We start from the raw sequence: 24,040 nt of genomic DNA on the forward strand, positions 1-24,040 counted from the left end.
GATGCCGCCTAGCGAGTGAGTTCGGGCGCTTCGTCGACGTCGGCGTGGCGCGTCGCGGGGATCGCCGCCACCGCAATCAGCGAGAGCACGACGCCGGCCATCACATAGAACGTCGGCGCGAGTTGCGAGCCGGTGACGCGAATGAGCCACGTCACGATGAATTGCCCGAAGCCGCCGAAGATCATCACCGCGATGTTGTACGCGAGCGAGAGTCCCGTCGAGCGCAGGTGCGCGGGAAACAGCTCGGAGAGCAGCGCGCCGAACGGCCCGTAGTAGCCCGACAGCACGATCGAGAGCGCAGCCTGCACGATCACGAGACGCATCACGCTCGGTTCCGCCGCGAGCCACGCGAAGAGCGGATAGATGATGACGAGCGTGATCGCGAGCGACCACAGCGTGAGCGCCTTGCGTCCGATGCGGTCGGACCACGCACCCGCCACCGGCGAGAGCACCGTCAACAGCAGATTGCCGACGATCAGCGCCGTGAACGACTGGCCGTACGGCAGCTTGAGTTGCTTGACGGCGAAGGTCGGCAGATACGCGATCAGCACGTAGACCGTCACCGTCAGCGCGATCACCGCGCCGAGACCGCACAGCACTTCGCGGCCATGCGTGCGGAAGACCTCGCCGAGCGTCGCGCGGCGCGCGGTCTTCTTCACGTGCATGAAGGCTTCCGTGTCCGACATGTTGCGGCGGATATACAGGCCGATCGGTCCGATCACGAGCCCGATGATGAACGGCACGCGCCAGCCCCACGACTCCAGCGCTTGCGGCGACAGCCCGCGAGAGATCGCCGCGCCCACGACCGCCCCGAGCAAGAGCGCCGCCGCCTGACTCGCCATCTGGAAGCTGCCGTAGAAACCGCGCTTGGAAAACGGCGCGGCCTCGATCAGCAGCGCGGTGGAACTGCCGAACTCGCCGCCCGCCGAGAAGCCCTGCAACAGCCGCGCGACGACGATCAGAATGGGCGCGCCGATGCCGATGGCCGAGTAAGGCGGCGCAATCGCGAGCAGCAGAATGCCGAGCGTCATCAGCGCGATCACCAGCGTGAGCGCGGGTTTGCGCCCGGCGCGGTCGGCGTACAGCCCGAGCACGATGCCGCCCACGGGCCGCATCACGAAGGCCACGCCGAAGCTGGCCGTGGTGAGAAGAATCGACGAGTAGTCGTTGTCGCTCGGGAAGAAGAGCCGCGCGATCACCACCGTCATGAAGCCGAATACGACGAAGTCGTACCATTCCAGCGCGTTGCCGATCACCGCCGCGCTCACCGCGCGCGCATTCAATGGTCTGTCTGCCATGCAAGTCCCTGTAGATTGATCGATCGGCGCCGGGCGTGCGCGGCCGGGATATTTTTTCCTTGGCGAGTGTAAAGACCGCACGTGGCCTTATCAAGCGACAAGCAACGAAGAAAAGCGCGCCGGGCTTCGCAGCCGGGCGCGCTTTGTCGTGGTCGTCCGTTCTAGCTCAGGCCTTCTTCGCGTAGGCGCTGCACCAGCCCTTCGCGGCGACTTGCTTGCCGCCGAACATCGGGCACGGCGCGAACGGATCGGACGCCTTGCCCTGATAGAACTGGCAGTTGCCGCAATCCTGGCCCGCTGCGTACTTCGGGAACTTGGCCTTGTCGACCTTGCTTGCGTCCAGCTTGTAGCCGAGCGCCTGCGCGGTCGGATCGCTTTCCTCGACCTTCGGCGCATCGGCGAAAGCGACGCGCGAGCCGAGCGCGAGCGTCGACGCAACGCCTACGCTCGTCATCAAAAATGTGCGGCGGGATGTCTTCATGGTGACTCGCTCCATGTTGTATTGGGGGAAAGCGCCGTTCTGACGACGGCGATGCCCGAGCATAACAACACACAAGCGTTTCGATGAGGACAAATGTCGGAGATAAGCGCCAGCGAACGCTCAGCGCAACATGTCGGCGACCCGTTCGCCAATGGCGAGCGACGCCGTCAGCCCCGGCGATTCCATGCCGAACAGGTTCACGAGCCCCGGCACGCCATGCGCCGATTTGCCCTGGATCATAAAATCCGCCGCCGCCTGGCCGGGACCGGAGAGCTTCGGCCGAATGCCGGCGTACGCCGGTTGCAGCGCGTCGTCGGGCAAGCCGGGCCAATACGCGCGAATGGCCGCGTAGAAGGAATCGGCGCGGCGCGGATCGACATCGTAGTTGATCGACGGCACCCATTCCACGTCAGGGCCGAACTTCGCCTGCCCGCCCATATCGATCGTCAGATGCACGCCGAGTCCCGCTTCGTTCGGCATCGGATAGATGAGGCGCTCGAACGGCGCGCGTCCGCTCACGCTGAAGTAATTGCCCTTTGCGAAGTAGAGCGGCGGCACGTGACGGTCGTCCAGGCCGCGAATGCGCCGCGCGATGTCGTTCGCGTGCAGTCCCGCGCTGTTGATCAGATACGACGCACGAAAACGCGCCGGCGCTTCCCCGCCCGTTTCCACGATGAAGCAGCCTTCGCGCGCCTCGATGCTCGCAACCGGCGTATGAAACACCACGCCTGCGCCGTGATTCTCGGCGTCGCCTTGCAGCGCGAGCATGTACTGATGGCTATCGACAATGCCCGTGCGCGGCGAATACACCGCTTCGACGCATTGCAGTTGCGGCTCCATGTCCCGCGCCTCTGCGCCGCTGATCCGCACGAGCCCTTCCACGCGATTCTCGACGCCCTTCTGCTCGATCGCGGCGAGCTGCGGAATCTGATTGCGCGCCGTCGCGACGAGCAGCTTGCCGCATTGCCGGTGCGGCACGCCGTGCGCCTCGCAGAACGCGTACAGCATTTCGCGCCCGCGCACGCACAGTTCCGCCTTGAGCGAACCGCGCGGATAGTAGATGCCCGCGTGTATCACCTCGCTGTTGCGCGAACTCGTGCCGATGCCGATGGCTTCGCCCGCTTCCAGCACCATCACTTCGCGCCCGCGCAACGCGAGCGCCCGCGCGATGGCGAGCCCGACGACGCCCGCCCCGATTACCACGCATTCGATCCGATCCATGTCCTTTCCCGCGCCTTCCCGATGCGACCTATTCTACGTGCGGGATTATTGCGCGTCGCACAATAACGCACGCAGCAAGCATCGTTTTCCGGTGCAATTCGGAAAAAGGCAAGGGTCTGGCCGCCACGCGCTGCAAACAGCGGGTTTTCGGGAACCGCAGCCGGCTAGAAGCCCATGAATTTGCGGCGCGACTGCCGGTCCAGTTCGATGTCGCGCGCCTCGACATGGTGCCTGCCGTCGATGCGCGCGTTGCCGAACGCGTTCAACATCGCCCGCCGCATGCCGCGCGGCGACGCCTGCGTGAGCGCATCGAGCGGCGCGTCGCCGAGCGTCTCGGGAAAGCGGCTGCCCCACGCGTGCGCCTCGCGAATCTCCGCGTAGATGGCCTGCGCGATGCGCCGCGCGCCCTCGCGGTCCGGCGCCGGGATTTCGTACACGTTCATGCGGTTGAGAAGCGGCTCGGGAATCGCCCGCGCGTCGTTGGCCGTGGCGATCCACACGACATTGCCCGCGTTAATCGGCACCTCGGCGAATTCGTCGATGAAACTCTGCGCCGTGTCGTGTTCCAGCAAAGCGTAGAGCGCGCCGAGCGGATCGTATTGCGCGTCGCCGGTGGCCTTGTCGATTTCATCGACGGTCATCACGGGGTTCGCGTAGCTGCCGTTCACGAGCGCGTCGAAGACCTTGCCGGGCTTGGCATTGCGCCATTGCGACGACGCGCCCGACAGAATCCAGCCCGCCGTGAGCGAGCTCATCGCGACATAGTGGCAGGACGTGCCGAGCAGCCGCGCAAGCTGCTTTGCGAAGTGCGTCTTGCCGATGCCCGGTTCGCCGAGCAGCAGCATCGGCACGAGTTCGAGGCGGTCTTCGGTTTCGAGGCACAGCGCGATCTGCTTGCGGATATCGTCGAGCGGTTCCTCGAAATTCGGCAGCGATGCCGCGAGATCGTCGATGGAAGGCATGCGGTTGGGCTTCACGCAGAAGCGCAGATTGCCCACCTTCAGCATCTTTTCGTAAGTCGCGCGCAAGGCTTCGCTCGCGCCCTCGGAGAGATCGTTCAGCGCGGCCTCGACATCGTCGAGACTGTAGACCTTGCTGAACGACGCCACTGCCAGTTCTTGTTTGACCACGGCCGTCGTCATGTCGCACCCCGTCTTTTTTCGCTTCGACGAGTTCAGTGTATAGACGAAAGAATCGCGCGCAAGCGAGCAGTCGCGGGCGTCTGCTGCCAATTTTGAGAAAGCGGGGCGCGCACGGCGCACGCGAGTATCATCGTCGCGATGCCGCGGCGGGCGGGTTCGGAACGTGCTCACCAAGCCGCGAGGTTGAATCGACGGGACGCGGCCTCACATGATCCGCTCATGCGCTGAACCGCGCCCCGTCCGTCTTGTCAGAACGAAGTCGCCGGGCAACACGCGTTCGGCGGCCGCCGCGCCCTGTGAGTTGCGCGCGTCGGCCGCCATCCGATCAGCCCGCGCCGGAGAAGCTTTCAATGACTAAAACGAATCGCATCGCCTTTGCGCGTTTCATCCGATCCGCGCTCGTCTCCTGCGCGTGTCTCGCCGCGAGCCACGGCGTTTTTGCGCAGAGCACGCCGCAACCAGTCAACTGGGAGTTGCAAGTGGTGCGCGACGGCCAGCAGATCGACTCTTTTTCTGCCACCACGAACGTCGGCCAGGCGAAAACCGATACGCATCACAACATCGTGCAGAACCGCGTCGGCTGCGCGGACAAGCCGGCCGGCGACATCGACCTGCAACGCACGCTCACCGTTTCGCCGACGCACGCGAGCGCCGACGACATCACGCTCGCCATCGAGGCGCAGGAGACGCTGGAAAGCGACGCCTCGCAGACGTCGGCCTCGGGCTGCAAGGTGCCGCCGACGCCGCGTCAGGTGGCCGCGTCGCATCCGGGACTCGTATTGAAGCCGGGCGAATGGGCGCAGTGGCAGATCATCGACAGCAATCCGTCGCTCCTCTACCGGGTGCGCGCGAGCCTGGCTTCGTCAGCGCCGGCGCAGTAAGCCGGCGCACCACGCACACAAAAACGAACGCATGCGAAATCCAGAACATCTTCCGCCAGCACCGTCCGCGAATGCGGTCACGCCGGATTTCACAGCGGTGAGCTGGAATCTGCATAAGGGCCGCTCGCCGCTCGGCCTGCGCGCATGGAACGCCATGCAGCGGTGGGTGCAGACCACCAACGCGGACGTCTATTTTCTTCAGGAAGCCATGGCGCGGCGGCTGCCGCAGCCGGTGCTCGCAAGCGGCTTCGGCAAGCCGCTTTCCGCTCCGCTCGACGATGTCTGGCATTGCCAGGCCACCGAAATCGCCACTGCGCTGGAACTGCAAATCGCGCTCGGGCCGAACGTCTTCAAGCCGTCGTGGCGGCACGGCAATGCGATTCTTTCGCCGCATCCGCTGGATCTGTCCGGACGCTGGGATATCTCGGCGCATCGGTTCGAAAAGCGCGGGCTGCTCGTCGCGCGCGCGACGTTCGGGGGACACTCGATCACGCTCTTGTGCGCGCACCTCGCGCTCACGCGCGCCGCGCGGCTGCGTCAGATGAACTGGATCGCGCACTGGATCGCGAAGGAAGCGCCCGAAGGCCCGCTCGTGCTGGCGGGCGACTTCAACGACTGGCGCAACGATTCCGTGCCGCTCTTCGGCGAACTCGGCATGAACGAAGTGGCCACGATGCTCGGTGAATCCGGCCGTACGTTTCCGGCGTTCTCGCCGGCGCTCGCGCTCGACAAGATGTTCGTGCGCGGTCTGAAGCCGGTGCAGTGGATCGTGCCGACGCAGGATACCGCGTGGCTCTCCGATCACTTGCCGTACATGGCGAAGCTGCGGATCGCGGATTAAAACGGCCGCTCAAGGGCGCGTGATCAGCGCCTCGAGATCGTTGATGGAAACCGGCTTGGTCAGATGATGATCGAAGCCGGCGTCGAGCGCGGTCTGCCGGTCTTCCTCGCTGCCGTAGCCGGTGAGCGCGAGCAGCAGCGCGCCGCGGGTCGCATCGCGTTTGCGCATCTCGCGCGCCACCTCGAACCCGTTCATGCCCGGCAGGCCGATGTCCAGCACCACCACGTCCGGCCGGAAGTCGTCGATGGAGTCGAGCGCGCATACGCCGTCGGACTCGGTGCGCACTTCGTGGCCGAGCGCCTCCAGCAGCATCGACAGGGCGAAGGCCGCATCGGCGCTGTCATCGACGAGGAGGATACGGCGGCCCAGCGCGCCGTGATTCGTTTCGGCGTTGAGAGTCATGCGCAGTCTTCGCATTTTATTGAGATAGTCGGCCGACTGTAGCACATGCGGCACAGTCGGACAGGGTGAGACCGCAATGCCGCCGCGCGACGGCTCTGCTATCGTGATTCTTTCGGCTGCGCCCGCATTGCCATGTTCGATCTCTTCGACGACATTCCCAAGCCCGATATCGCGTGGCATCCGGACTGGATCGACGCGGACGCCGGCTCGGACCTGATGGCCGCGCTGATCGACGAAGTGCGCTGGCAGCAGGACACTATGAACACGCCGGGCGGCCGCGTGCCGCTGCCGCGTCTTACTGCCTGGCAGGGCGAGCCGGACGCGGTCTACGTCTATTCGGGCATCCGCAACGTGCCCCAGCCGTGGACGCCCGCCGTCGCGCAGTTACGCGACGCCGCGCAGGCCACGTGCGGCGCGCGCTTCAACAGCGTGCTCATCAACCGTTACCGCGGCGGGCAGGACAGCATGGGCTGGCACGCCGACAAGGAGCGCGAGCTCGGCCCGGAGCCGGTAATCGCATCGGTCAGTCTGGGCGCGACGCGCACGTTCGAATTCCGTCACGCGCGCACGCACGCCACGCACGCGCTTTCGCTGACGCATGGCAGCCTGCTCGTGATGCGCGGACGCACGCAGCAGGAATGGGTGCATCGCGTGCCGAAAGAGCCGGGCGCGCGCGGCGAGCGCATCAATCTCACGTTTCGCTGGGTGGACGCGTCGAAGGCGCGCAAGTAGACCGTCCAATCAAGGCCGCCGCGCGATGAAGTCGATCTCCACGAGCGCATCGCGCGCGAGCCCCGTCACGCCGATGCAGGTGCGCGCCGGCAACGGCTTCGGCTGAAAATACGAGCGGTAGACGGCGTTCATCGCGTCGTAGTCGCGCTTGAACTCCGTCAGGAAGATGCGCGCGCTCACCACGTGGTCGAGCGTCAGGCCGAGGCCGGTCAACACGAGAATCAGGTTGTTCATCACGCGCCGCGTTTGTGCCGCGACGCCTTCGGGCAGCGGCGCGCTGTCGTCGTCGGGATCGGTCGGCATCTGGCCGGTGAGAAACACCCAGCCGTCGGCTTCGGCTGCGTGAGAGAACGGGCCGACGGGCGTGGGCGCGCCGTCGATCATCGAGAATTTGGGTGGCTGGCTCATGGCGTGGTATCGAGTGCAGGGGAAGCTACGTTAGCGCGTCAAAAACGGCGTGGCTTGCATGACGGACCGCAAAACGAAAACGCGGCGAACTCTCGAGCCCGCCGCGTCATCCCGTAGCGTCTTTCATTACCAGCCGTGGCGATCGTGCCAACGCTCTTCGCGACGCTCGCGCCGCCATTCATGCTCGCGCCATTCGCGCCGCTCACGCCATTGGCGCTCGCGCCAGCGGTCGCCGCCGTCGCCATAACCGTAGCCGTAGCCGTATGCGACGGGCACCGCCGGCTGCACGTACACCGGCTGGGCCGGCGCATAGTAAGGCACCCCGTAGGCCGGCACGCCGATTCCCACGGCGACATCGACATGCGCGGACGCCGATGCCGACGCGGCGAGCGCCGCCATGCCCGCCAGCCCGATAACCGTACCAAGAAGTTTCTTTTTCATTTCGCTTTCCTCCCTGCACCGAGTGCCGTGTGAGTGAGATGCAGTCTAGAGAGCGACGCCTGACACAGGTGCAACAGCGATGCCAGAAAGGTAACGCGAAGTAACGGCTTGGAGCGCTAGCGCACGCGCTTGCCGGTCTCGTCGATGATCACTTCGCCGTCTTCCTTCGCAAAGGGCCCCTTCTGCGGCGACGGCAGCAGATCGATCACGAGTTCCGACGGACGGCACAGGCGCGCGCCGAGCGGCGTATCGACGAACGGCCGGTTGATCAGAATCGGATGCGCGAGCATCGCGTCGATGAGTTGATCGTCGCTGAGCAATGGATCGTCGAGCCCGAGTTCCGCGTATGGCGTGCCCTTTTCCCGCAGCGCCTCGCGCACGCTGAGGCCCGAACGCGCGATCAACGCGACGAGCGTCTCGCGGCTCGGCGGCGCCGTCAGATATTCGACTACGTTCGGCTCGATGCTCGCATTGCGAATCAGCGCAAGCGTGTTGCGCGAGGTGCCGCACTGCGGGTTGTGATAGATGGTGACGGTCATGGCGCGCTCCGTGTAACTTTGGATGCTCGCATTCTAGGGCCGCGCGGCGCGGCGCGTACACGGTGCATGTCGTTCTTGTCGGCGTCGCTTCATGTCGCCGACAGGATCGCGAGCGTATAAGCGAATTGGCTGTTCATTGGACAAACGCGGCCTATAACTTGAATTGCGCGCGGCGCACAGGTTGCTGAACGCGATCCAGCGACATGACACCGTGCCGCGAGTCAGATGCGCGGCCTGCGCGCCAGCGCGTCACTATCAAGGAGCACAACATGAAATCACGTCTCGTCATGGCGGCCGTCGCCGCCTCGTTGCTTGCTACCACAGGCGTCGCCTCGGCGCAGCAGAGCTACTATCGGACCGCACAGGTGCCGGGCCAGGCCACGCCCGACACGTGGACGCAGTCCGCCGACACCCAGAGCCAGACCGGCGACATGTCTTACGGCGGCGTTCCTTCCACCCGCAGCGATACAGGCTCCGCCGCCATGCGGCGCGACCCGATCTCGAAGCCGTGCGTGCGCGGCCCGCAGTGCGACATCTTCTTCGGCAACTGACGAACGCTTGCCTTAGCATCGGTGCATCGAGGGCGCGTCTTCTCGTCCACGCGGACGCGCCCCTTCTCACTCTCCCAGCCAAGACCGCCCTCATGCACCGCAATGCGTTCCTCGCCCAGCTTTCCGCCGAAGGCTTCCACGAAGTCGTCACGGTCGCGCGCGAACCGGACGTCTCGCTCGGCGTACACGCACATCCGTTCGAAGCGAAGGCGCTTATCGTCGATGGCGAAATCACCTTGCGCGTCGGCGAGGAGGCGCGGCTGTATCGCGCGGGCGATGTCTTTCATCTGCCGGCCAACGTCGAGCATTCCGAACAATACGGGCCGCAAGGCGTGAGCTATCTCGTCGGGCGCAAATAGCGTCAAGCCGCGCGGCGCACGCTCGTGCCGGTTCGCCGAGGGTTCGCTACACTCGTGTCATCCAGCGATCTTGCATGAGACCGGAGAGGCCCGATGGCGGCGAAGAAAAAGACGGAGAACGCGGCACGCATTCGTGTCGGTATCGGCGGATGGGATTTTGAGCCGTGGCGCGGCACCTTCTATCCCGAAGGTCTCACGCACAAGCGCGAACTGGAATACGCAAGCCGCGCGCTGACGAGCATCGAGATCAACGGCACGTTCTACCGTTTGCAGAAGCCCGACACGTTCGCCAAGTGGCGCGATGAAACGCCGGACGACTTCGTGTTCTCGCTGAAGGCGCCGCGCTATGCCACGAATCGCCGCGTGCTGGCCGAAGCGGGCGATTCCATCGAACGCTTCTTCGCGAGCGGCGTGCTCGAATTGCACGACAAGCTCGGCGCGATCAACTGGCAGTTCGCGCCGACGAAGCACTTCGATCCCGAAGACTTCGAGCGCTTTCTGAAGCTGCTGCCCGCCACCGTCGAGGGCCGCGCGATTCGTCATGCCGTGGAAGTGCGGCACGAGAGTTTCGCCGATGCCGCGTTCGTCGCGCTGCTCAGGAAGTACGGCATCGCGGTCGTCGTGGCGGGCGATTCCGCGTATCCGCAAATCGCGGATATCACGGCGCCGTTCGTCTATGCGCGCATCATGGGCACGACCGAGAAGCAAAAGCTCGGCTACTCGAAGGCGGCGCTCGACCGCTGGGCCGCCCGCGCGACGGAATGGGCGGCGGGCGGTGCGCCGGAAGACTTGCAGACGGTCGGGAAGGCGCCGACGAAGGCGTCGGCGCGCGATGTTTATCTCTACGTCATCAGCGGGCATAAGGCCGCTAATCCTGCGGCCGCGATGGCGCTCATCGAGCGGTTGAACAAAGCGGCGTAGCGCAAGTGTGCGTGGGCGCCTTTCCGGCGCATGAGACCAGGCGCTGCGACAGGGCAATTCCGTCGTCGCGCAGGCGATCAGGCGCGCCCGCCGGACGGCCCTTGCTTTGGCAGACGTCCCGGAACGCCGCTGCCGACCTCTCACGTTTCACCCGCATGACGCGCAACTCGCGCGGACACTCGGGTCGCAGCGCCCTTACTTCTCTCCCTGCCCGATCTCGTGGTTCGCCAGAAGCTCGAGCGCCCGCACCATCCCCGAGTGGTCCCACGCCTTGCCGCCGTGCGCCGCACACGCGTTGAAAAGCGCCTGGCACGTCGCCGTGTTCGGCAGCGAGACGCCGAGCGATTGCGCCGTCGAGAGCGCCAGATTCAAGTCCTTCTGATGCAGTTCGATGCGGAAGCCCGGATTGAACGTGCGTTTGGTCATGCGCTCGCCGTGGACTTCGAGGATCCGCGACGACGCGAAGCCGCCCATCAACGCGGTGCGGACCTTCTCGGCATCGACGCCTGCTTTCGACGCAAGCAGGAGCGCCTCGCCGACCGCCTCGATGGTCGCCGCGACGATCACCTGATTGGCGACCTTGCAGACCTGTCCCGCGCCGACATCGCCGATTAGCGAGACGTTCTTGCCCATCATGTCGAAGAGCGGCTTCACCTTGTCGAACGTGGCCTGCGCGCCGCCGACCATGATGGTGAGCGATGCGGCTTTCGCGCCGACTTCGCCGCCGGACACGGGCGCATCCAGATAATCCGCGCCGCGCTCGCGGACCTTCGCGGCGAACTCGCGCGTCGCGATCGGCGAAATCGAACTCATGTCCACGACGATCTGACCGGCACGCAGCGAATCCGCGACGCCGTTCTCGCCGAACAGCACGCGTTCGACATCGGGCGTGTCCGGCACCATCAGGAACACGATGTCGGCGTTCTGCGCGACTTCCGCCGGGCTGTTGCACGCGGTAGCGCCTGCCTGCGTCAGCTCGCCCGGCACGCCGCTGCGCGTGAACGCGGCCAGCTCCACGCCGTTCTTGACGAGATTCGCCGCCATGGGGTGCCCCATGATGCCGAGACCGATGAAGCCTGCTTTCGTCGTCATGAATCTGCTCCTTGTATTCGGGTTCGAGTCGGGCGAGCGTGCCGCTCCCGCCCTATTCTGCGATGAAGTGTTTTTTCACGGCCTGCGCCGCGTTTCTGAGCATGCCGAGATCGGCGCACACTGCGACGAGCGTACAGCCCATCGACAGATAGCGCTCGGCGTCCTGCTGCACGGGCGCAAGAATGCCGCTCGCCTTGCCGGCCGCGTGCGCGCGCTCGAAGACGTGCGCGATGGCCGCCTGCACGTCCGGATGATTCGCGTTGCCGAGCTGACCGTAGGCGGCGGCGAGATCCGATGGACCGACGAAGAGCGCATCGACGCCGTCTACGGCCGCGATTTCGTCGATGGCATCGACGGCTGCGCGGCTCTCGATCTGCACGGCGACGCTGATATTGTCGTTCGCGATTCGGAAGTAGTCCGCGACGGTGCCGTAACGGTTCCCGCGATGCCCGACCGACACGCCGCGAATGCCTTGCGGCGGATAGCGCGTCGCGGCGACCGCGCGCGTGGCGTCCGCGGCGCTGTCGACGAACGGAATCAGGAAATTGACGAAGCCGGCGTCGAGCAGCCGCTTGATGCCGACGGGCTCGTTCGCGGGCGGCCGCACGACCGGCGCGCTCACGCTGTCCTTGAGCGACATGAGTTGCGGGATGAGCGTGAGCGTGTCGTTGGGCGCGTGCTCGGCATCGAGCAGCATCCAGTCGAAACCGACGACGCCGAGCAGTTCCGTGACGATCGGACTTGCCAAGGACGCCCAGCAGCCGATGAGCTTCTCGCGCGCGCGCAGAGACGCCCTGAAGGCGTTGGGCAACGGTTGGTACGCGGTCGACGACGGCATGGTGCCTCCTTGAGGCGGCTGCGCGCTTCGTGGTTGTATGACGTCCTATGTAGACTACCGTGGATTGGCGGAAACGCGACACGCTCATTAACCCGGAAAGGGTCAGCTACCGCGCCGATGTCGCTGTGCCATGTGTTTTAGGACGTCTGACAGTAACCGCTCCGCGTCGAATTCCGGTCTGATCTGCTCAACTGCCGTTATAAGTAAACCAAAAGGATCGCATATGTATACGTGGTAGTAGTTAACAAGCCTCGCACGAATCGGTGGATAACCGACTTCTTGCGTTTGGCTTCAGGCACTTGCGAAGTAAACAACTTCGGTACGGACGCGCGGTTTACGGCGCGACGAGAGGACAACTTTCACCGTCTTCAGCGAAGCGCCGACTTATGCAGAAACGGCGAACAGGTTCCTCGGTGCAGTGATCACAGGGTTGTCCACAGAGGCGCGGTTGGCGGGCAAAAAAAAGCGCCTCCGAGGAGACGCTTCCCACGACATAACAAGCCCACCAGACAAACTCACTCCACCGTCACCGACTTCGCCAGATTGCGCGGCTTATCGACATCGGTCCCGCGTGCGCAAGCCGTGTGATACGCGAGCAACTGCAGCGGCACGACATGCAGAATCGGCGACAGCGCCCCGTAGTGCTCCGGCATGCGGATCACATGAATACCGTCCTCGCTGACGATGCGCGTATCCGCATCCGCGAACACATACAGTTCGCCGCCCCGCGCGCGCACTTCCTGCATGTTCGACTTCAGCTTCTCCAGTAGCGCGTCGTTCGGCGCGACGGTCACAACGGGCATCGCCTCGGTCACGAGCGCGAGGGGCCCGTGCTTCAGTTCGCCCGCCGGATACGCCTCGGCGTGGATATACGAGATCTCTTTCAGCTTCAGCGCGCCTTCGAGCGCGATCGGATAATGCAGCCCGCGCCCGAGGAACAGCGCATTCTCCTTGCGCGCGAACTCTTCCGACCACGCGATGATCTGCGGCTCCAGCGCGAGCACGCTATTGAGCGCCGCAGGCAAGTGACGCAACTGACCGAGATACGCCGCTTCCTGCTTCGCATCGACGCGGCCGCGCATCTTCGCCAGCGTCACGGCCAGCACGAACAAGCCGACGAGCTGCGTCGTGAACGCCTTGGTCGACGCCACGCCGATTTCCGTTCCCGCGTGCGTCAGAAACGCGAGCTCCGTCTGTCGCACCATCGCGCTCGTCCCCACATTGCAGACGGCGAGCGTATGCGCGTGCCCGAGCGATTGCGCGTGCTTGAGCGCGGCGAGCGTATCGGCGGTTTCGCCCGACTGCGAAATCACGACGACCAGCGCCTTCGGATTCGGCACCGACTCGCGGTACCGATACTCGCTCGCAATCTCGACTTGCGTCGGAATCTTCGCGATGGATTCCAGCCAGTACTTCGCCGTCAGCCCCGAGTAGTAGCTCGTGCCGCACGCGAGAATCAGGAGACTGTCGATGCCGGCGAACACGTCGCCCGCTTCCTCGCCAAAGAGACGCGGCTCGAAACTGTCGGCTTGCGGAATGGTGTCCGTGATCGCGCGCGGCTGCTCGAAAATCTCCTTCTGCATGAAATGGCGATACGGCCCGAGTTCCACCGCGCCGCCGTAAGCCGTCACCACGCGCACTTCGCGCTCGGCGGGCAGGCCGTCGCGGTCGGCTATCTTCACGCCATCGAGCGAGATCTCGACGACATCGCCTTCTTCCAAAAACGCAAACCGGTCCGTGCTGCCGGCAAGCGCGAGCGCGTCCGATGCCAGAAAGTTCTCGCCCTGGCCCACGCCCACGACGAGCGGCGAACCCTGGCGCGCGCCGACGACCGTATGCGGCTGATCTTTATGCATCACCGCGATGGCATACGCGCCGTGCAGTTGCTTGACGGCCTCGCGCACGGTCTGGAACAGATCGCCGCGATACATGCTGTGAATCAGATGCGCGATGACCTCGGTATCCGTCTGCGACACGAACTCGTAGCCCTTGTCGCGCAGCATCGTGCGCAGCGACTCGTAGTTCTCGATGATGCCGTTATGCACGAGCGCGACGGTATCGCGCGAAAAGATCGGGTGCGCGTTGTCCGTGACGGGCGCGCCGTGCGTCGCCCAGCGCGTGTGCGCAATGCCGGTCATGCCGCCGATGCCCGTTTCCCGCACCTGCGCGTCGAGATCCGACACGCGCGCGACGCTGCGCGCCCGGCGCGGCTCGCCGTTGCTGAGCACGGCCACGCCGCACGAGTCGTAGCCGCGATATTCGAGCCGCCGCAATCCTTCGACGAGCACCGAGACGATATTCCGTTGCGCAACCGCGCCGACAATTCCGCACATGGCGTTATTCCTTTGATGTCAAAACCGAACGCACAATGAAAAAAGGCCGAGCCTTCCGGCCCGGCCTCGCGCGCTTCATACTTTCTTCTTGGTCGGCCGGATGTAGTCCGTCTTGCTGACCTGGCGCTTTTCGTTCAGCACCAGTTCGCCTTCGCCGACATCCTTCCAGACGGTCGTGCCCGCCGCGATGGTCACGCCCCGCCCGACGCGCACCGGCGCCACGAGCTGCGTATCCGAGCCGATGAACACGTCGTCGCCGATCACGGTGCGATGCTTGTTCGCGCCGTCATAATTGCAGGTGATCGTGCCTGCGCCCACGTTCACGCGCGCCCCGATATCCGAATCGCCGATGTACGTGAGGTGATTCGCCTTCGAGCCGCGGCCCATCACCGCGTTCTTCACTTCGACGAAATTGCCGACATGCGCTTCGTCGCCGAGCACGGCGCCCGGACGCAGCCGCGCATATGGTCCGAGCACGACGTTCGCGCCGGCCGTGCCGCCTTCGATATGCGTGTACGCATCGACGCGCGTTCCCGCCCCGATCGACGCATCGCGAATCACGCAGTTCGGCCCGATGCTCACGTTGTCGCCAAGCGTCACGCGGCCTTCGAACACGCAGTTGACGTCGATGGTCACGTCCGCGCCGCATTCGAGCGTGCCGCGCACGTCGGTGCGCGCCGGATCGGCGAGCGTCACGCCCGCGTCCAGCAAGGCATAGGCGACGTTGCGCTGATGAATGCGCTCGAGTTCGGCCAGTTGCACTTTGCTGTTCACGCCGAGCGTTTCCCATTCGGCGTCCGGCTGCGCGGTGACGACCTCGACGCCCGCTTCGATCGCGCGCTCGACCACGTCCGTCAGATAGAACTCGCCCTGCGCGTTGTCGTTCTTCAGCGACGCGAGCCATTGTTCGAGCGTGCGCGTCGGCGAAACGACGATGCCCGTGTTGATCTCGGTAATGCGCCGCTCCGCTTCGCTCGCGTCTTTCTGCTCGACGATCTTTCGCACCGCGCCGCCCGCGTCGCGCACGATGCGCCCGTAGCCCGTCGGATCGTCCACCGTCACGGTCAGCACGCCGTAGCGTTCGGTTCCGGCGGCATCGAGCAGACGCTTCAGCGTGCTCGCGCGCGTGAGCGGCACATCGCCGTACAGAACGAGCGTCGGCACCGAGGAATCAAGAAGCGGCAGCGCCTGCTGCACGGCGTGTCCGGTGCCGAGCTGCTGCTCCTGCACGGCGAATTGCACGTCGGGCGCGCCGACGGCTTCGCGCACCTTTTCGGCGCCGTGTCCGACCACCACGACGAGGCGCGTGGGCGACAGCGTGCGCGCCGTGTCGATGACATGCGCGAGGAGCGGCCGGCCCGCCAGAGGATGAAGGACTTTCGGCAGGGCGGAGCGCATGCGCTTGCCCATGCCGGCAGCCAGAATCACGATGTTCATCGCTTGAGTTCTGCAGGGTTCAGGTCGCGCCAATATAGCATGCGAACTTTTTCGAAAATGACCGCGAAAGCCGCGCCGCGTCTGGTGCTACGGGCTTTCACAGATCGTCGAACTGAACAATTGAAATGGCGTTTGGCGATGCTGACGGTTCGCTTGCGCACGGTTCTTCGTCGAACGCGATATCGCCTTGCGGATCGGCCTCGCCGGTGGCGCGCAGGCTCGCGAACGGAAAGAGGGCGGGATCCATCAGATGCGAAGGCACCACGTTCGAGAGCGCATTGAACATGTTCTCGACGCGCCCCGGGAAACGCTTGTCCCACTCGCGAATCAGCGCCTTCATCTCCGCGCGCTTCAGGTTCGGCTGGCTGCCGCACAGATTGCACGGAATGATGGGGAATTCGCGTAGTTCCGCGAATTTTTCGAGGTCCGTTTCCTTCACATAGGCGAGCGGACGAATGACGACGTTCTTGCCGTCGTCGGATTGCAGCTTGGGCGGCATACCCTTCAGCTTGCCGCCGTAGAACATGTTGAGCAGAAGCGTTTGCAGAATGTCGTCGCGATGGTGCCCGAGCGCGATCTTCGTCGCGCCCAGTTCGCCCGCCACGCGATACAGAATGCCGCGCCGCAGCCGCGAGCACAGCGAGCACGTCGTCTTGCCTTCCGGCACCAGCCGCTTGACGATGCTGTACGTGTCCTGATTCTCGATGTGAAACGGAATGTCGAGCTTGCTCAAATACTCTGGCAGAACGTGCTCGGGAAAGCCCGGCTGCTTTTGATCCAGATTGACGGCGACGATGTCGAAGTCGATCGGCGCGCGCTCGCGCAGGCTCATCAGGATATCGAGCATCGCGTAGCTGTCCTTGCCGCCGGACAGGCAGACCATGACCTTGTCGCCCTGCTCGATCATGTTGAAGTCGCCGATCGCCTGCCCGACCTGACGCATGATCCGCTTGAAGAGCTTGTTGTTCTCGTACGCTTCCTTCTGCTGGCGCTTGGTCAACGCCTCGCGCGCGGGCTTTTGCTCTTCTGCGTGTTCCATGGCTTCACGCGCGTTCATGCTCGTTCCTCTTTGATGCGGAAGACTTCGACGCCCACCGCGTCGCAGTCGGGATAGACGTCGGGCTTTTGCGTCGATAACGCGACCGCGCGCACGTTCGGATGCGCGAGCAAGGCGGCGGCGACGTCGTCGCACAGCGTTTCCTGTAGATGGATGTGGCCGCGATTCACGCGCGCCGCGATGGTCGAGCGCATGAAGTCGTAATCGACCACTTCGGAGAGCTTGTCCGCGACGGGCGTGGACAGCGCGAGCGGCACGAACAGCTCGACGTTGAACACCACGCGCTGCTCGCCGCGCTTTTCGAAGTCATGCACGCCGATATTGATGCGCACTTCGTAGTTGCGCAGAAAGAGCCGCCGGCAATCGGTCAGCCGGGGATGAGAAAGTGCGGCAAGCATGGCGTTATCCAATAGTTATCGCGGCGCGGTTCAGGTTTTTTCCGCGCCGATCATGTACATCACATCGCGCGGGCTCGGCACGAGATGCTGGCCGCCATCGACCACGAGCGTCGTGCCGGTCACGCCGTGCGCGCTCGCCAGATAGCACGCGGCCTGCGCCACGTCCGCAACCGTCGATGCGCGCTTGAGCGGCGTCACGCGATGCGCCGCTTCGAACGATTCGGGCGTCTGCGCGGCGGAGATCAGCGTGAGGCCCGGCGCGAGTCCGACCACGCGCAGTTTCGGCGCGAGCGCCTGCGCGAGCGCGACGGTGGCCGTGTCGAGCGCCGCCTTCGTCAGCGTGTAGGACAGGTAATCCGGGTTCATGTTGTAGAGCTTCTGGTCGAGCACGTTGATGACCACGGCGCGCAGCGATTCGTCGTCTTCGGCGGCATCGGGCGTGGCTTCGTGCAGCGTGCGCGCGAGCGTGAGCGGCGCGGCGACGTTGACGGCGGTCATCTGCATGAGCTTCGCGTAGCCGAAGTCGGCGGCGGTGTCTTCATCGAAACGCGACGCGCAGTTGACGACGCAATGCAAAGCGCCGAAGGTTTCGACGCACGCCGGCACGAGCTGCGCGACTTCGGCTTCCACGCCGAGATCCGCGTTCAGCGCCACCGCGCGCCGCCCGAGCGACTCGATTTGCGCGACGGTTTCGCGCGCTTCCTGCTCCGAGCGGCCGTAATGCACGGCGACGTCCCAGCCTTGACGCGCGAATTCCAGCGCGATGCCTCGCCCGATGCGCTTTCCCGCGCCCGTCACGAGCACGGCGCGTCCGCGCTGCGTGGATGACGCCGGCGAGAGAGGCGCATTCGCGCCCGAAGACGGCGAATTGGCGGGAGAAAGCGGCGTGGAGGCGCTCATTTACAATACTGGGATGAATCCGAATCGACCAACCGATAGTTTACCTGCTCCCGGCCCCGACGCGCTCGCGCAATCGGCCGCGCTGACTGAAGTGATCCGCGAACGCATTGCGGCGGCGGGCGGCTGGCTGCCGTTCGACCAATACATGGAACTCGCGCTCTACGCGCCGGGCCTCGGCTACTACAGCGGCGGCGCCATGAAATTCGGCCGCCGCGCCGACGATGGCAGCGACTTCATCACCGCGCCCGAGTTGTCGCCGCTCTTTGCGACGACGCTGGCGCGCCCGATCGCGCAGGCGTTGCAGGAGAGCGGCACGCGGCGCGTGATGGAATTCGGCGCGGGCACGGGCAAGCTCGCGGCGGGTTTGCTGACGGCGCTCGCCGATCTCGGCGTGGAGATAGACGGTTACGCGATCGTCGATCTGTCCGGCGAGCTGCGCGAGCGTCAGCGCGCGACGATTGAAGCGCACGCGCCTGCTCAGGGCGCGAAGGTCGAATGGCTGGACGCGCTGCCCGATGCGTTCGAAGGCGTGGTGATCGGCAACGAAGTGCTGGACGCGATGCCGGTGCGCCTCGTCGTGCGCAAGCTGGGCGCGTGGCACGAACGCGGCGTCGTGATTGAGAACGAAGGCTTCGCTTTCGATGATCGCGCGGTCACGCCGGATGCGCAGATCGAACTGATCGATGCGGCCATCGACGAGGCGAACGACGACGAGCCATTCACCGAATATCTGACGGAGACGCACGAGGCCGCGCTCGCGTTCACGAAGACGGTTTGCACGATGCTTACGCGCGGCGCGGCGTTTTTCATCGACTACGGCTTTCCGCGGCGTGAGTTCTATCATGCGCAGCGCGCGACGGGCACGTTGATGTGTCATTATCGGCATCGCGCGCATGCGGACCCGTTCCTTTATCCGGGATTGCAGGATTTGACGGCGCACGTCGAGTTCACGGGCATCGCGGAGGCCGGCGTGGAAACCGGCGCGGATTTGCTCGGCTTTACGTCGCAGGCGCGGTTTCTGATGAATGCCGGAATCACCGATGTGCTCAGCGCGCTCGATCCTGCGGATGTGAAGCGATTTCTTCCTGCGGCGAATGCGGTGCAGAAGCTGCTTTCGGAGGCGGAGATGGGCGAGCTATTCAAGGTAATCGCGTTTTCACGCGGCATCGAGGGGACGCTCGATTCCTTCGCTGCGGGCGATCGGTCGCACGCGTTATGAGGCTGCGGTCATGATTCGCTGGGTAGTCACGACGTTTATCGCGCTTGCGATTCTTTCCGGGTCGATGCCTTGGCTCAGGAAGTTTGGCATTGGACGGTTGCCCGGGGATTTTACTTTGCGGATTTTCGGGCGGGAGTATTCGTTTCCGTTTATGTCTACGGTCGTGATTTCTATTTTGCTTTCTTTGATTGCGCGGGCGCTTTGATTGTTGCCTTTCGGCGCGGCGCGGCTGGCTCGGCTAGCTCCGCAATAGCGCTTGGGCTTCTGCCGCTTTGTTTCGTGAAACTTGTATTCGTGTCGGTCTATTAGCGTTGCCCCTCCTCGGGGCGGGGGTCACTTTCTTTGCTGTCGACCAGAGTGGGGGTGTCAGGATTTCCGTGTTCTAAGGCAGGTTGAGTAATTACACGGAGGGCCGAACGAATCGATCTGCGTAAAGGATAGCGAACTGGTTCATGGCCGTCTTCCAGTCATGCGCGGCACTTCCCCAATTCGCGGTGATGTTGCGCAAGGCCAGCCAGATGAGTTTGGTGGCGGCCTCGTCGCTCGGGAAGTGACCACGGGTCTTGATGATCTTGCGCAACTGCGAGTTGATATTTTCAATCGCGTTCGTCGTGTAGATGATCTTGCGCACACCCGGCGGAAACGCAAAGAACGGGATTACGCGATCCCAGGCGTTGCGCCACGCGCTGCTGACGGTCGGGAATTTCTGGCCCCACGGCCCATCAGCAAACGCATCGAGTTCGGCCTGGGCCGCTTCCGCGCTGGGCGCGGCATAGATCGGTTTGATCGCGGCAGCCAACCCTCGGCGGTCTTTCCAACTGGCGTAATCGAGGCTGTTGCGGATCAGATGGACGATACAGGTTTGCAGTGTGGTGGCCGGAAACACCGCCGCCAATGCTTCGGGCATGCCCTTCAGACCGTCGGTGACGGCGATCAGGATGTCGTGAACACCGCGCGTCTTCAGATCGTTGAATACCTTCATCCAGAATTTGGCCCCCTCGGTATTCTCGATCCACAGGCCCAGGATCTCGCGCGTGCCGTCGGGCAGCACGCCCAGCGCCAGGTACACCGCCTTGTTGCGCACGACGGCGTCTTCGCGAATCTTGACCCGCAGTGCGTCGAAAAACACGACCGGATACATCGGCTCGAGCGGCCGGGCCTGCCATGCGGTTACTTCGGCCATGACTTCGTCGGTGACCGAGCTGATGAAGTCGGGCGAGACATCGGTGCCGTACTGTTCCAGCAGGAAGCCCTGGATCTCACGTACGGTCATGCCTCGGGCATACATGGCGACGATCTTGTCGTCGAAGCCCGTGAAGCGCCGTTCGTGCTTGGGAATCAGGATCGGTTCGAAGCTGCCGTCGCGGTCACGCGGCACCTCGATGCGGATCGGACCGTCTTCGGTCAGAACCGTCTTGGCCCCTTTGCCGTTGCGCTGATTCGTGGCGTTGACCGGCTTGGCAGCACCGGGAGGGTAGCCGAGATGATGGTTCATCTCGCCGCCCAGCGCCCGTTCGATCAGCGCCTTCTTGAGCGCCAGCGTCGCGGCATTGATGGCTTCAGCCGTCATCGGACCGTTGCCGAACTGCTCAAGCAGTTCGGCCGGAATCGCCGGCAGAGCCGCCGGCTGGGCTTTCGGTTTGCGAGGCATAAACTCTCCTTGGGAGCATGTTATGCCTTAAACACAAAATTCCTGACAGGCCCACCAGAGTAGGCGCTTTAGCGCCGTACTCTGGTCCCATGCAAAGAAAGTAACCAAAGAAAGCAGCTTTTTTTTGGCCCGCAGCAGCAAAAGCGTGGTCACTCCGCAGAAAAACATTGGCACTCAGGTTGAATCAACCTTGAATTACCTTTCGCGCCCGCTGAACGCCACATCCTCCGAGCCCCTTGGCTCGACAAAACCAGTGGGACACTTCGCACCTCTGGGAAGAAGTCAACGACCAACATTGCCGTAGGCGCGGCCCAAACATGCCTCAGCTCGCCGCTGATGACGATGCTTCTGGGCCTTCTCTTGCACATCATTGCTTGGCTTGCCACGGGTTCATTTCTAGGCACAGCCGCTGTGCCCTTTGTGCGTCGTTGAGCGGCGATGCTTGTCGCGCATCCGCTTGCACGTCGTCGCCTGGCTTGGCTGACAATGTAGCACTTTGGGCACAGCCGTTATGTCGAAGTGACTTCGATCGAGCGGCGAAGCGTTTGCCGGTCCTTTAGCACGCCGTTCATCACGCTCGGCTTGCCATATGTTCGTTTATAGGGGAGCCATTGCGTCCCGTCGGTTTTATCGAGCCAAGGGGCTCGGAGGACGTGGCGCTCAGCGGGCGCGGAGGGTGATTCAAGGTCGATTCAAGCTGAGTGCCAATGTTTTTCTGCGAAGTGGCCATTCGTATCTGTGCATCGGGCGGTTCAGAAGAAAGCTGCTTTCTTTGGTTACTTTCTTTGCATGGGACCAGAGTACGGCGCTAAAGCGCCTACTCTGGTCGACAGCAAAGAAAGTGACCCCCGCCCCGGGGAGGGGCAACGCTAATAGACCGACGCGAAAACAAGTTTCACTAACGAACGAACGAACGAACGAACGAACGAACGAACGAACGAACGAACGAACGAACGAAAGAAAGAAAGATAGGACAACGCACCACCCGCCCAACAAGAACCAACGTTCAAGAAGAAGAACAAAGCGCCCCCGAGCGGCCCCCGCTCAACACCCTAGCGACCGCCTCCACCCGCGCCTCATGCACCGCATCCTTGATCCTTGAAGGCTCATGCGCGAACCGCTGCGCCACAGCCCCGGCATCGACCGACCGTGCAGCGACGAGCGCCTCCCGCAGCCGCTCCGCCTGCGGATACTCCGTCTGCTCGAGCCCGAGCCGCCCGCGCGCATCCGCGAGACACGCCTGTAGCGCCTCGGCAAAGCGCGCCGGCTTGCGCAGCGCATCGGTGCGCTCAAAAAGCCGCACGAGCGCCGCCGCGCCCATATCCATCACGCGATGAATATTGCCGTGCTCCCTCGCGACGAGCAGCGCCAGATCGCGGCATTCGTTCGGCACGCGCAGGCGTTCGCACAACGGCTTCAGCAAATCGACACTGCGTCCCTCGTGCCCGAGATGCCGCGGCAAGATATCGTCCGGTGTGGTCGCCTTGCCGAGATCGTGCGTGAGCGCGGCAAAGCGAACCGGCAGCGCATAGCCCTGCGAGGCCGCATAGTCGACCACCATCATCACATGCACGCCCGTGTCAACTTCCGGGTGATAGTCGGCGCGTTGCGGCACGCCCCATAGCGCATCGACCTCCGGCAGAATCCGCGCGAGCGCGCCGCAGCCGCGCAGCACCTCGAACATCCGCGACGGCCGCTTCTCCATCAGCCCGCGCGAAATCTCCTGCCACACGCGCTCGGGAACGAGCGCATCGACTTCGCCGGCTTCGACCATCTTCTTCATCAGCGCTTGCGTGTCCGGCGCGACGGTGAAATCCGCGAAGCGCGCGGCAAATCGCGCGAGCCGAAGTATGCGCACCGGATCTTCGATGAACGCATCGCCCACATGCCGGAAACGCTTCGCGCTGAGGTCGCTCTGTCCGTCGAACGGGTCGATCACCGGGCCGGTCAGCTCGCCCGCTGCGTTCACTTCGCGCGCCATCGCGTTGATCGTGAGGTCGCGGCGAGCTAAGTCTTCCTCCAGCGTCACGTCCGGCGAATAGTAGAACTGAAAGCCGTGATAGCCCGCCGCCGTCTTGCGCTCGGTCCGCGCGAGCGCGTATTCCTCGTGCGTCACCGGATGCAGGAACACCGGAAAATCCTTGCCGACCGGCTTGTACCCTTGCGCGACCATCTGCTCGGGCGTCGCGCCGACGACCACGTAATCGCGGTCCACCACCGGCACGCCCAGCAACGCATCGCGGATCGCGCCGCCTACCGCGTAGATATTCATCGCGCGTCGTCCTTCCGTGCGTCGTCGATCCACGCGGCCACGGCCGGCAGCGCGGTCACGCGAGCCGCATACTCGCGCGCGGACTCGCTGATAGCGGGCGAATACGAGTTGAAGCGCATGACGACGGGCGCGAACATGGCGTCCGCAATGCTGAAGTCGCCGAACAGGAACGGCCCGCCCGACTGCGCGACGCAGCGGCTCCAGATCGCGTCGATCCGCGCGATATCCGCGAGCGCACCGGGCGTCGCGCCGATGCCCGGCTCCATCGCCGTGATGTGCATCGGCATGTTCTGGCGCAGCTCCGCGAAGCCCGCGTGCATTTCCGCGCTGATGCTGCGCGCGTGCGCGCGGGCGGCGGCATCGCGCGGCCAGAGCGCATGCTGCGGATACCGCTCGGCAAGCGTTTCCATGATGGCGAGCGATTCCCATACGGTCTCGCCGCTATCGGTGATAAGGCACGGCACTTTGCCCGACGGCGTCACATCGAGAATCTTCGCCTTGGTGCCGGGCTGGCCGAGCCGGATGAGCACTTCATCGAACGGAATGTCGAAATGCCTGAGCAGCACCCAGGGACGCATGGACCAGGAAGAGAGATTCTTGTCGCCGATAACGAGTTTCATGCGGTC

General features: G+C 64.2%; 25 protein-coding genes and 1 pseudogene. 8 read left to right on the forward strand and 18 right to left on the reverse strand.

The window, feature by feature from the left end:
• Positions 1–8: 8 nt before the first annotated feature.
• The 4 genes from LDZ26_RS12240 to LDZ26_RS12255 all read right to left on the reverse strand — a co-directional run bounded on the left by LDZ26_RS12240 (position 9) and on the right by LDZ26_RS12255 (position 4,142).
• Positions 9–1,298 carry an MFS transporter gene (locus LDZ26_RS12240; RefSeq protein ID WP_244847425.1) on the reverse strand — a complete coding sequence of 430 codons (1,290 nt, stop codon included), beginning with the start codon at positions 1,296–1,298 and terminating at the stop codon, positions 9–11.
• A gap of 166 nt (positions 1,299–1,464) precedes the next feature.
• The gene (locus LDZ26_RS12245) at positions 1,465–1,779 is read right to left on the reverse strand and encodes a high-potential iron-sulfur protein (RefSeq protein ID WP_175938319.1); all 315 of its coding nucleotides are present in this window, start codon (positions 1,777–1,779) and stop codon (positions 1,465–1,467) included.
• A gap of 120 nt (positions 1,780–1,899) precedes the next feature.
• Entirely contained in the window at positions 1,900–3,000 is a 1,101-nt protein-coding gene (locus tag LDZ26_RS12250; RefSeq protein ID WP_244847426.1) for an NAD(P)/FAD-dependent oxidoreductase, read from the reverse strand.
• A 164-nt stretch (positions 3,001–3,164) separates the two neighbouring features.
• Entirely contained in the window at positions 3,165–4,142 is a 978-nt protein-coding gene (locus LDZ26_RS12255; protein ID WP_244847427.1) for an AAA family ATPase, read from the reverse strand.
• Positions 4,143–4,492: 350 nt separating this feature from the next.
• Here LDZ26_RS12255 and LDZ26_RS12260 point away from each other — a divergent pair, with 350 nt between their 5' ends.
• Both LDZ26_RS12260 and LDZ26_RS12265 read left to right on the forward strand, forming a co-directional pair.
• A complete protein-coding gene (locus LDZ26_RS12260) occupies positions 4,493–5,023 on the forward strand; it encodes a hypothetical protein (RefSeq protein WP_244847428.1) in 531 nt (176 codons plus the stop codon).
• Between the two features lie 31 nt (positions 5,024–5,054).
• On the forward strand, positions 5,055–5,864 hold the full coding sequence (locus tag LDZ26_RS12265; RefSeq protein ID WP_244847429.1) for an endonuclease/exonuclease/phosphatase family protein: 810 nt from the start codon (positions 5,055–5,057) through the stop codon (positions 5,862–5,864).
• A 9-nt stretch (positions 5,865–5,873) separates the two neighbouring features.
• Here the strand turns inward: LDZ26_RS12265 and LDZ26_RS12270 are convergent, their stop codons facing one another.
• Complete coding sequence (locus tag LDZ26_RS12270) at positions 5,874–6,266, reverse strand: response regulator (protein ID WP_244847430.1); 393 nt, start codon at positions 6,264–6,266, stop codon at positions 5,874–5,876.
• A gap of 132 nt (positions 6,267–6,398) precedes the next feature.
• On the opposite strand from LDZ26_RS12270, the gene LDZ26_RS12275 reads away from it, so the two are divergent.
• Entirely contained in the window at positions 6,399–6,998 is a 600-nt protein-coding gene (locus LDZ26_RS12275; RefSeq protein WP_175938331.1) for an alpha-ketoglutarate-dependent dioxygenase AlkB, read from the forward strand.
• Between the two features lie 9 nt (positions 6,999–7,007).
• Here the strand turns inward: LDZ26_RS12275 and LDZ26_RS12280 are convergent, their stop codons facing one another.
• The 3 genes from LDZ26_RS12280 to arsC all read right to left on the reverse strand — a co-directional run bounded on the left by LDZ26_RS12280 (position 7,008) and on the right by arsC (position 8,386).
• Positions 7,008–7,406: a RidA family protein gene (locus LDZ26_RS12280; protein WP_244847431.1), complete on the reverse strand. Its 399-nt coding sequence runs from the start codon at positions 7,404–7,406 to the stop codon at positions 7,008–7,010.
• Positions 7,407–7,532: 126 nt separating this feature from the next.
• Positions 7,533–7,847, reverse strand: coding sequence for a hypothetical protein (locus tag LDZ26_RS12285; RefSeq protein WP_244847432.1), 315 nt, complete (start codon positions 7,845–7,847; stop codon positions 7,533–7,535).
• A 116-nt stretch (positions 7,848–7,963) separates the two neighbouring features.
• Positions 7,964–8,386: an arsenate reductase (glutaredoxin) gene (gene arsC / locus LDZ26_RS12290; RefSeq protein WP_244847433.1), complete on the reverse strand. Its 423-nt coding sequence runs from the start codon at positions 8,384–8,386 to the stop codon at positions 7,964–7,966.
• 269 nt (positions 8,387–8,655) lie between these two features.
• Here arsC and LDZ26_RS12295 point away from each other — a divergent pair, with 269 nt between their 5' ends.
• The 3 genes from LDZ26_RS12295 (at position 8,656) to LDZ26_RS12305 (ending at position 10,217) form a co-directional block, all read left to right on the forward strand.
• Positions 8,656–8,937: a hypothetical protein gene (locus tag LDZ26_RS12295; protein ID WP_244847434.1), complete on the forward strand. Its 282-nt coding sequence runs from the start codon at positions 8,656–8,658 to the stop codon at positions 8,935–8,937.
• 92 nt (positions 8,938–9,029) lie between these two features.
• Entirely contained in the window at positions 9,030–9,296 is a 267-nt protein-coding gene (locus LDZ26_RS12300) for a cupin domain-containing protein (protein WP_244847435.1), read from the forward strand.
• Positions 9,297–9,389: 93 nt separating this feature from the next.
• A complete protein-coding gene (locus LDZ26_RS12305; RefSeq protein WP_244847436.1) occupies positions 9,390–10,217 on the forward strand; it encodes a DUF72 domain-containing protein in 828 nt (275 codons plus the stop codon).
• A 195-nt stretch (positions 10,218–10,412) separates the two neighbouring features.
• Here LDZ26_RS12305 and LDZ26_RS12310 read toward each other — a convergent pair.
• From LDZ26_RS12310 to LDZ26_RS12340, 7 genes and pseudogenes are all read right to left on the reverse strand, one after another.
• Positions 10,413–11,312, reverse strand: a pseudogene (locus tag LDZ26_RS12310) (2-hydroxy-3-oxopropionate reductase); the annotation flags it as partial.
• Between the two features lie 49 nt (positions 11,313–11,361).
• Positions 11,362–12,147: a 2-dehydro-3-deoxyglucarate aldolase gene (gene garL, locus LDZ26_RS12315; RefSeq protein ID WP_244847438.1), complete on the reverse strand. Its 786-nt coding sequence runs from the start codon at positions 12,145–12,147 to the stop codon at positions 11,362–11,364.
• Positions 12,148–12,662: 515 nt separating this feature from the next.
• Positions 12,663–14,480, reverse strand: a complete 1,818-nt coding sequence (gene glmS / locus LDZ26_RS12320; protein ID WP_244847439.1) for a glutamine--fructose-6-phosphate transaminase (isomerizing) — start codon at positions 14,478–14,480, stop codon at positions 12,663–12,665.
• Positions 14,481–14,555: 75 nt separating this feature from the next.
• A complete protein-coding gene (gene glmU, locus LDZ26_RS12325; RefSeq protein ID WP_244847440.1) occupies positions 14,556–15,917 on the reverse strand; it encodes a bifunctional UDP-N-acetylglucosamine diphosphorylase/glucosamine-1-phosphate N-acetyltransferase GlmU in 1,362 nt (453 codons plus the stop codon).
• A 97-nt stretch (positions 15,918–16,014) separates the two neighbouring features.
• Entirely contained in the window at positions 16,015–16,974 is a 960-nt protein-coding gene (gene ttcA / locus LDZ26_RS12330; protein WP_244847441.1) for a tRNA 2-thiocytidine(32) synthetase TtcA, read from the reverse strand.
• A complete protein-coding gene (locus LDZ26_RS12335; RefSeq protein WP_244847442.1) occupies positions 16,971–17,372 on the reverse strand; it encodes a dihydroneopterin aldolase in 402 nt (133 codons plus the stop codon). Before LDZ26_RS12335 ends, ttcA begins: the two co-directional genes overlap by 4 nt.
• 30 nt (positions 17,373–17,402) lie before the next feature.
• Complete coding sequence (locus LDZ26_RS12340; RefSeq protein WP_244847443.1) at positions 17,403–18,272, reverse strand: SDR family oxidoreductase; 870 nt, start codon at positions 18,270–18,272, stop codon at positions 17,403–17,405.
• 13 nt (positions 18,273–18,285) lie between these two features.
• On the opposite strand from LDZ26_RS12340, the gene LDZ26_RS12345 reads away from it, so the two are divergent.
• Both LDZ26_RS12345 and LDZ26_RS12350 read left to right on the forward strand, forming a co-directional pair.
• Positions 18,286–19,491, forward strand: a complete 1,206-nt coding sequence (locus tag LDZ26_RS12345; protein WP_244847444.1) for a class I SAM-dependent methyltransferase — start codon at positions 18,286–18,288, stop codon at positions 19,489–19,491.
• A gap of 10 nt (positions 19,492–19,501) precedes the next feature.
• A complete protein-coding gene (locus tag LDZ26_RS12350; protein ID WP_175940549.1) occupies positions 19,502–19,696 on the forward strand; it encodes a DUF2905 domain-containing protein in 195 nt (64 codons plus the stop codon).
• 195 nt (positions 19,697–19,891) lie between these two features.
• Here LDZ26_RS12350 and LDZ26_RS12355 read toward each other — a convergent pair whose 3' ends face one another.
• The 3 genes from LDZ26_RS12355 to LDZ26_RS12365 form a co-directional block, all read right to left on the reverse strand.
• Entirely contained in the window at positions 19,892–21,142 is a 1,251-nt protein-coding gene (locus tag LDZ26_RS12355; RefSeq protein ID WP_244847445.1) for an IS256 family transposase, read from the reverse strand.
• A gap of 1,006 nt (positions 21,143–22,148) precedes the next feature.
• Positions 22,149–23,414, reverse strand: coding sequence for a multifunctional CCA addition/repair protein (locus tag LDZ26_RS12360; RefSeq protein ID WP_244847446.1), 1,266 nt, complete (start codon positions 23,412–23,414; stop codon positions 22,149–22,151).
• Positions 23,411–24,034 carry a glutathione S-transferase family protein gene (locus LDZ26_RS12365; protein ID WP_244847447.1) on the reverse strand — a complete coding sequence of 208 codons (624 nt, stop codon included), beginning with the start codon at positions 24,032–24,034 and terminating at the stop codon, positions 23,411–23,413. Before LDZ26_RS12365 ends, LDZ26_RS12360 begins: the two co-directional genes overlap by 4 nt.
• Positions 24,035–24,040 lie beyond the last annotated feature (6 nt).

This window comes from Caballeronia sp. SL2Y3 (genome assembly GCF_022879575.1).
Taxonomy (GTDB): Bacteria; Pseudomonadota; Gammaproteobacteria; order Burkholderiales; family Burkholderiaceae; genus Caballeronia.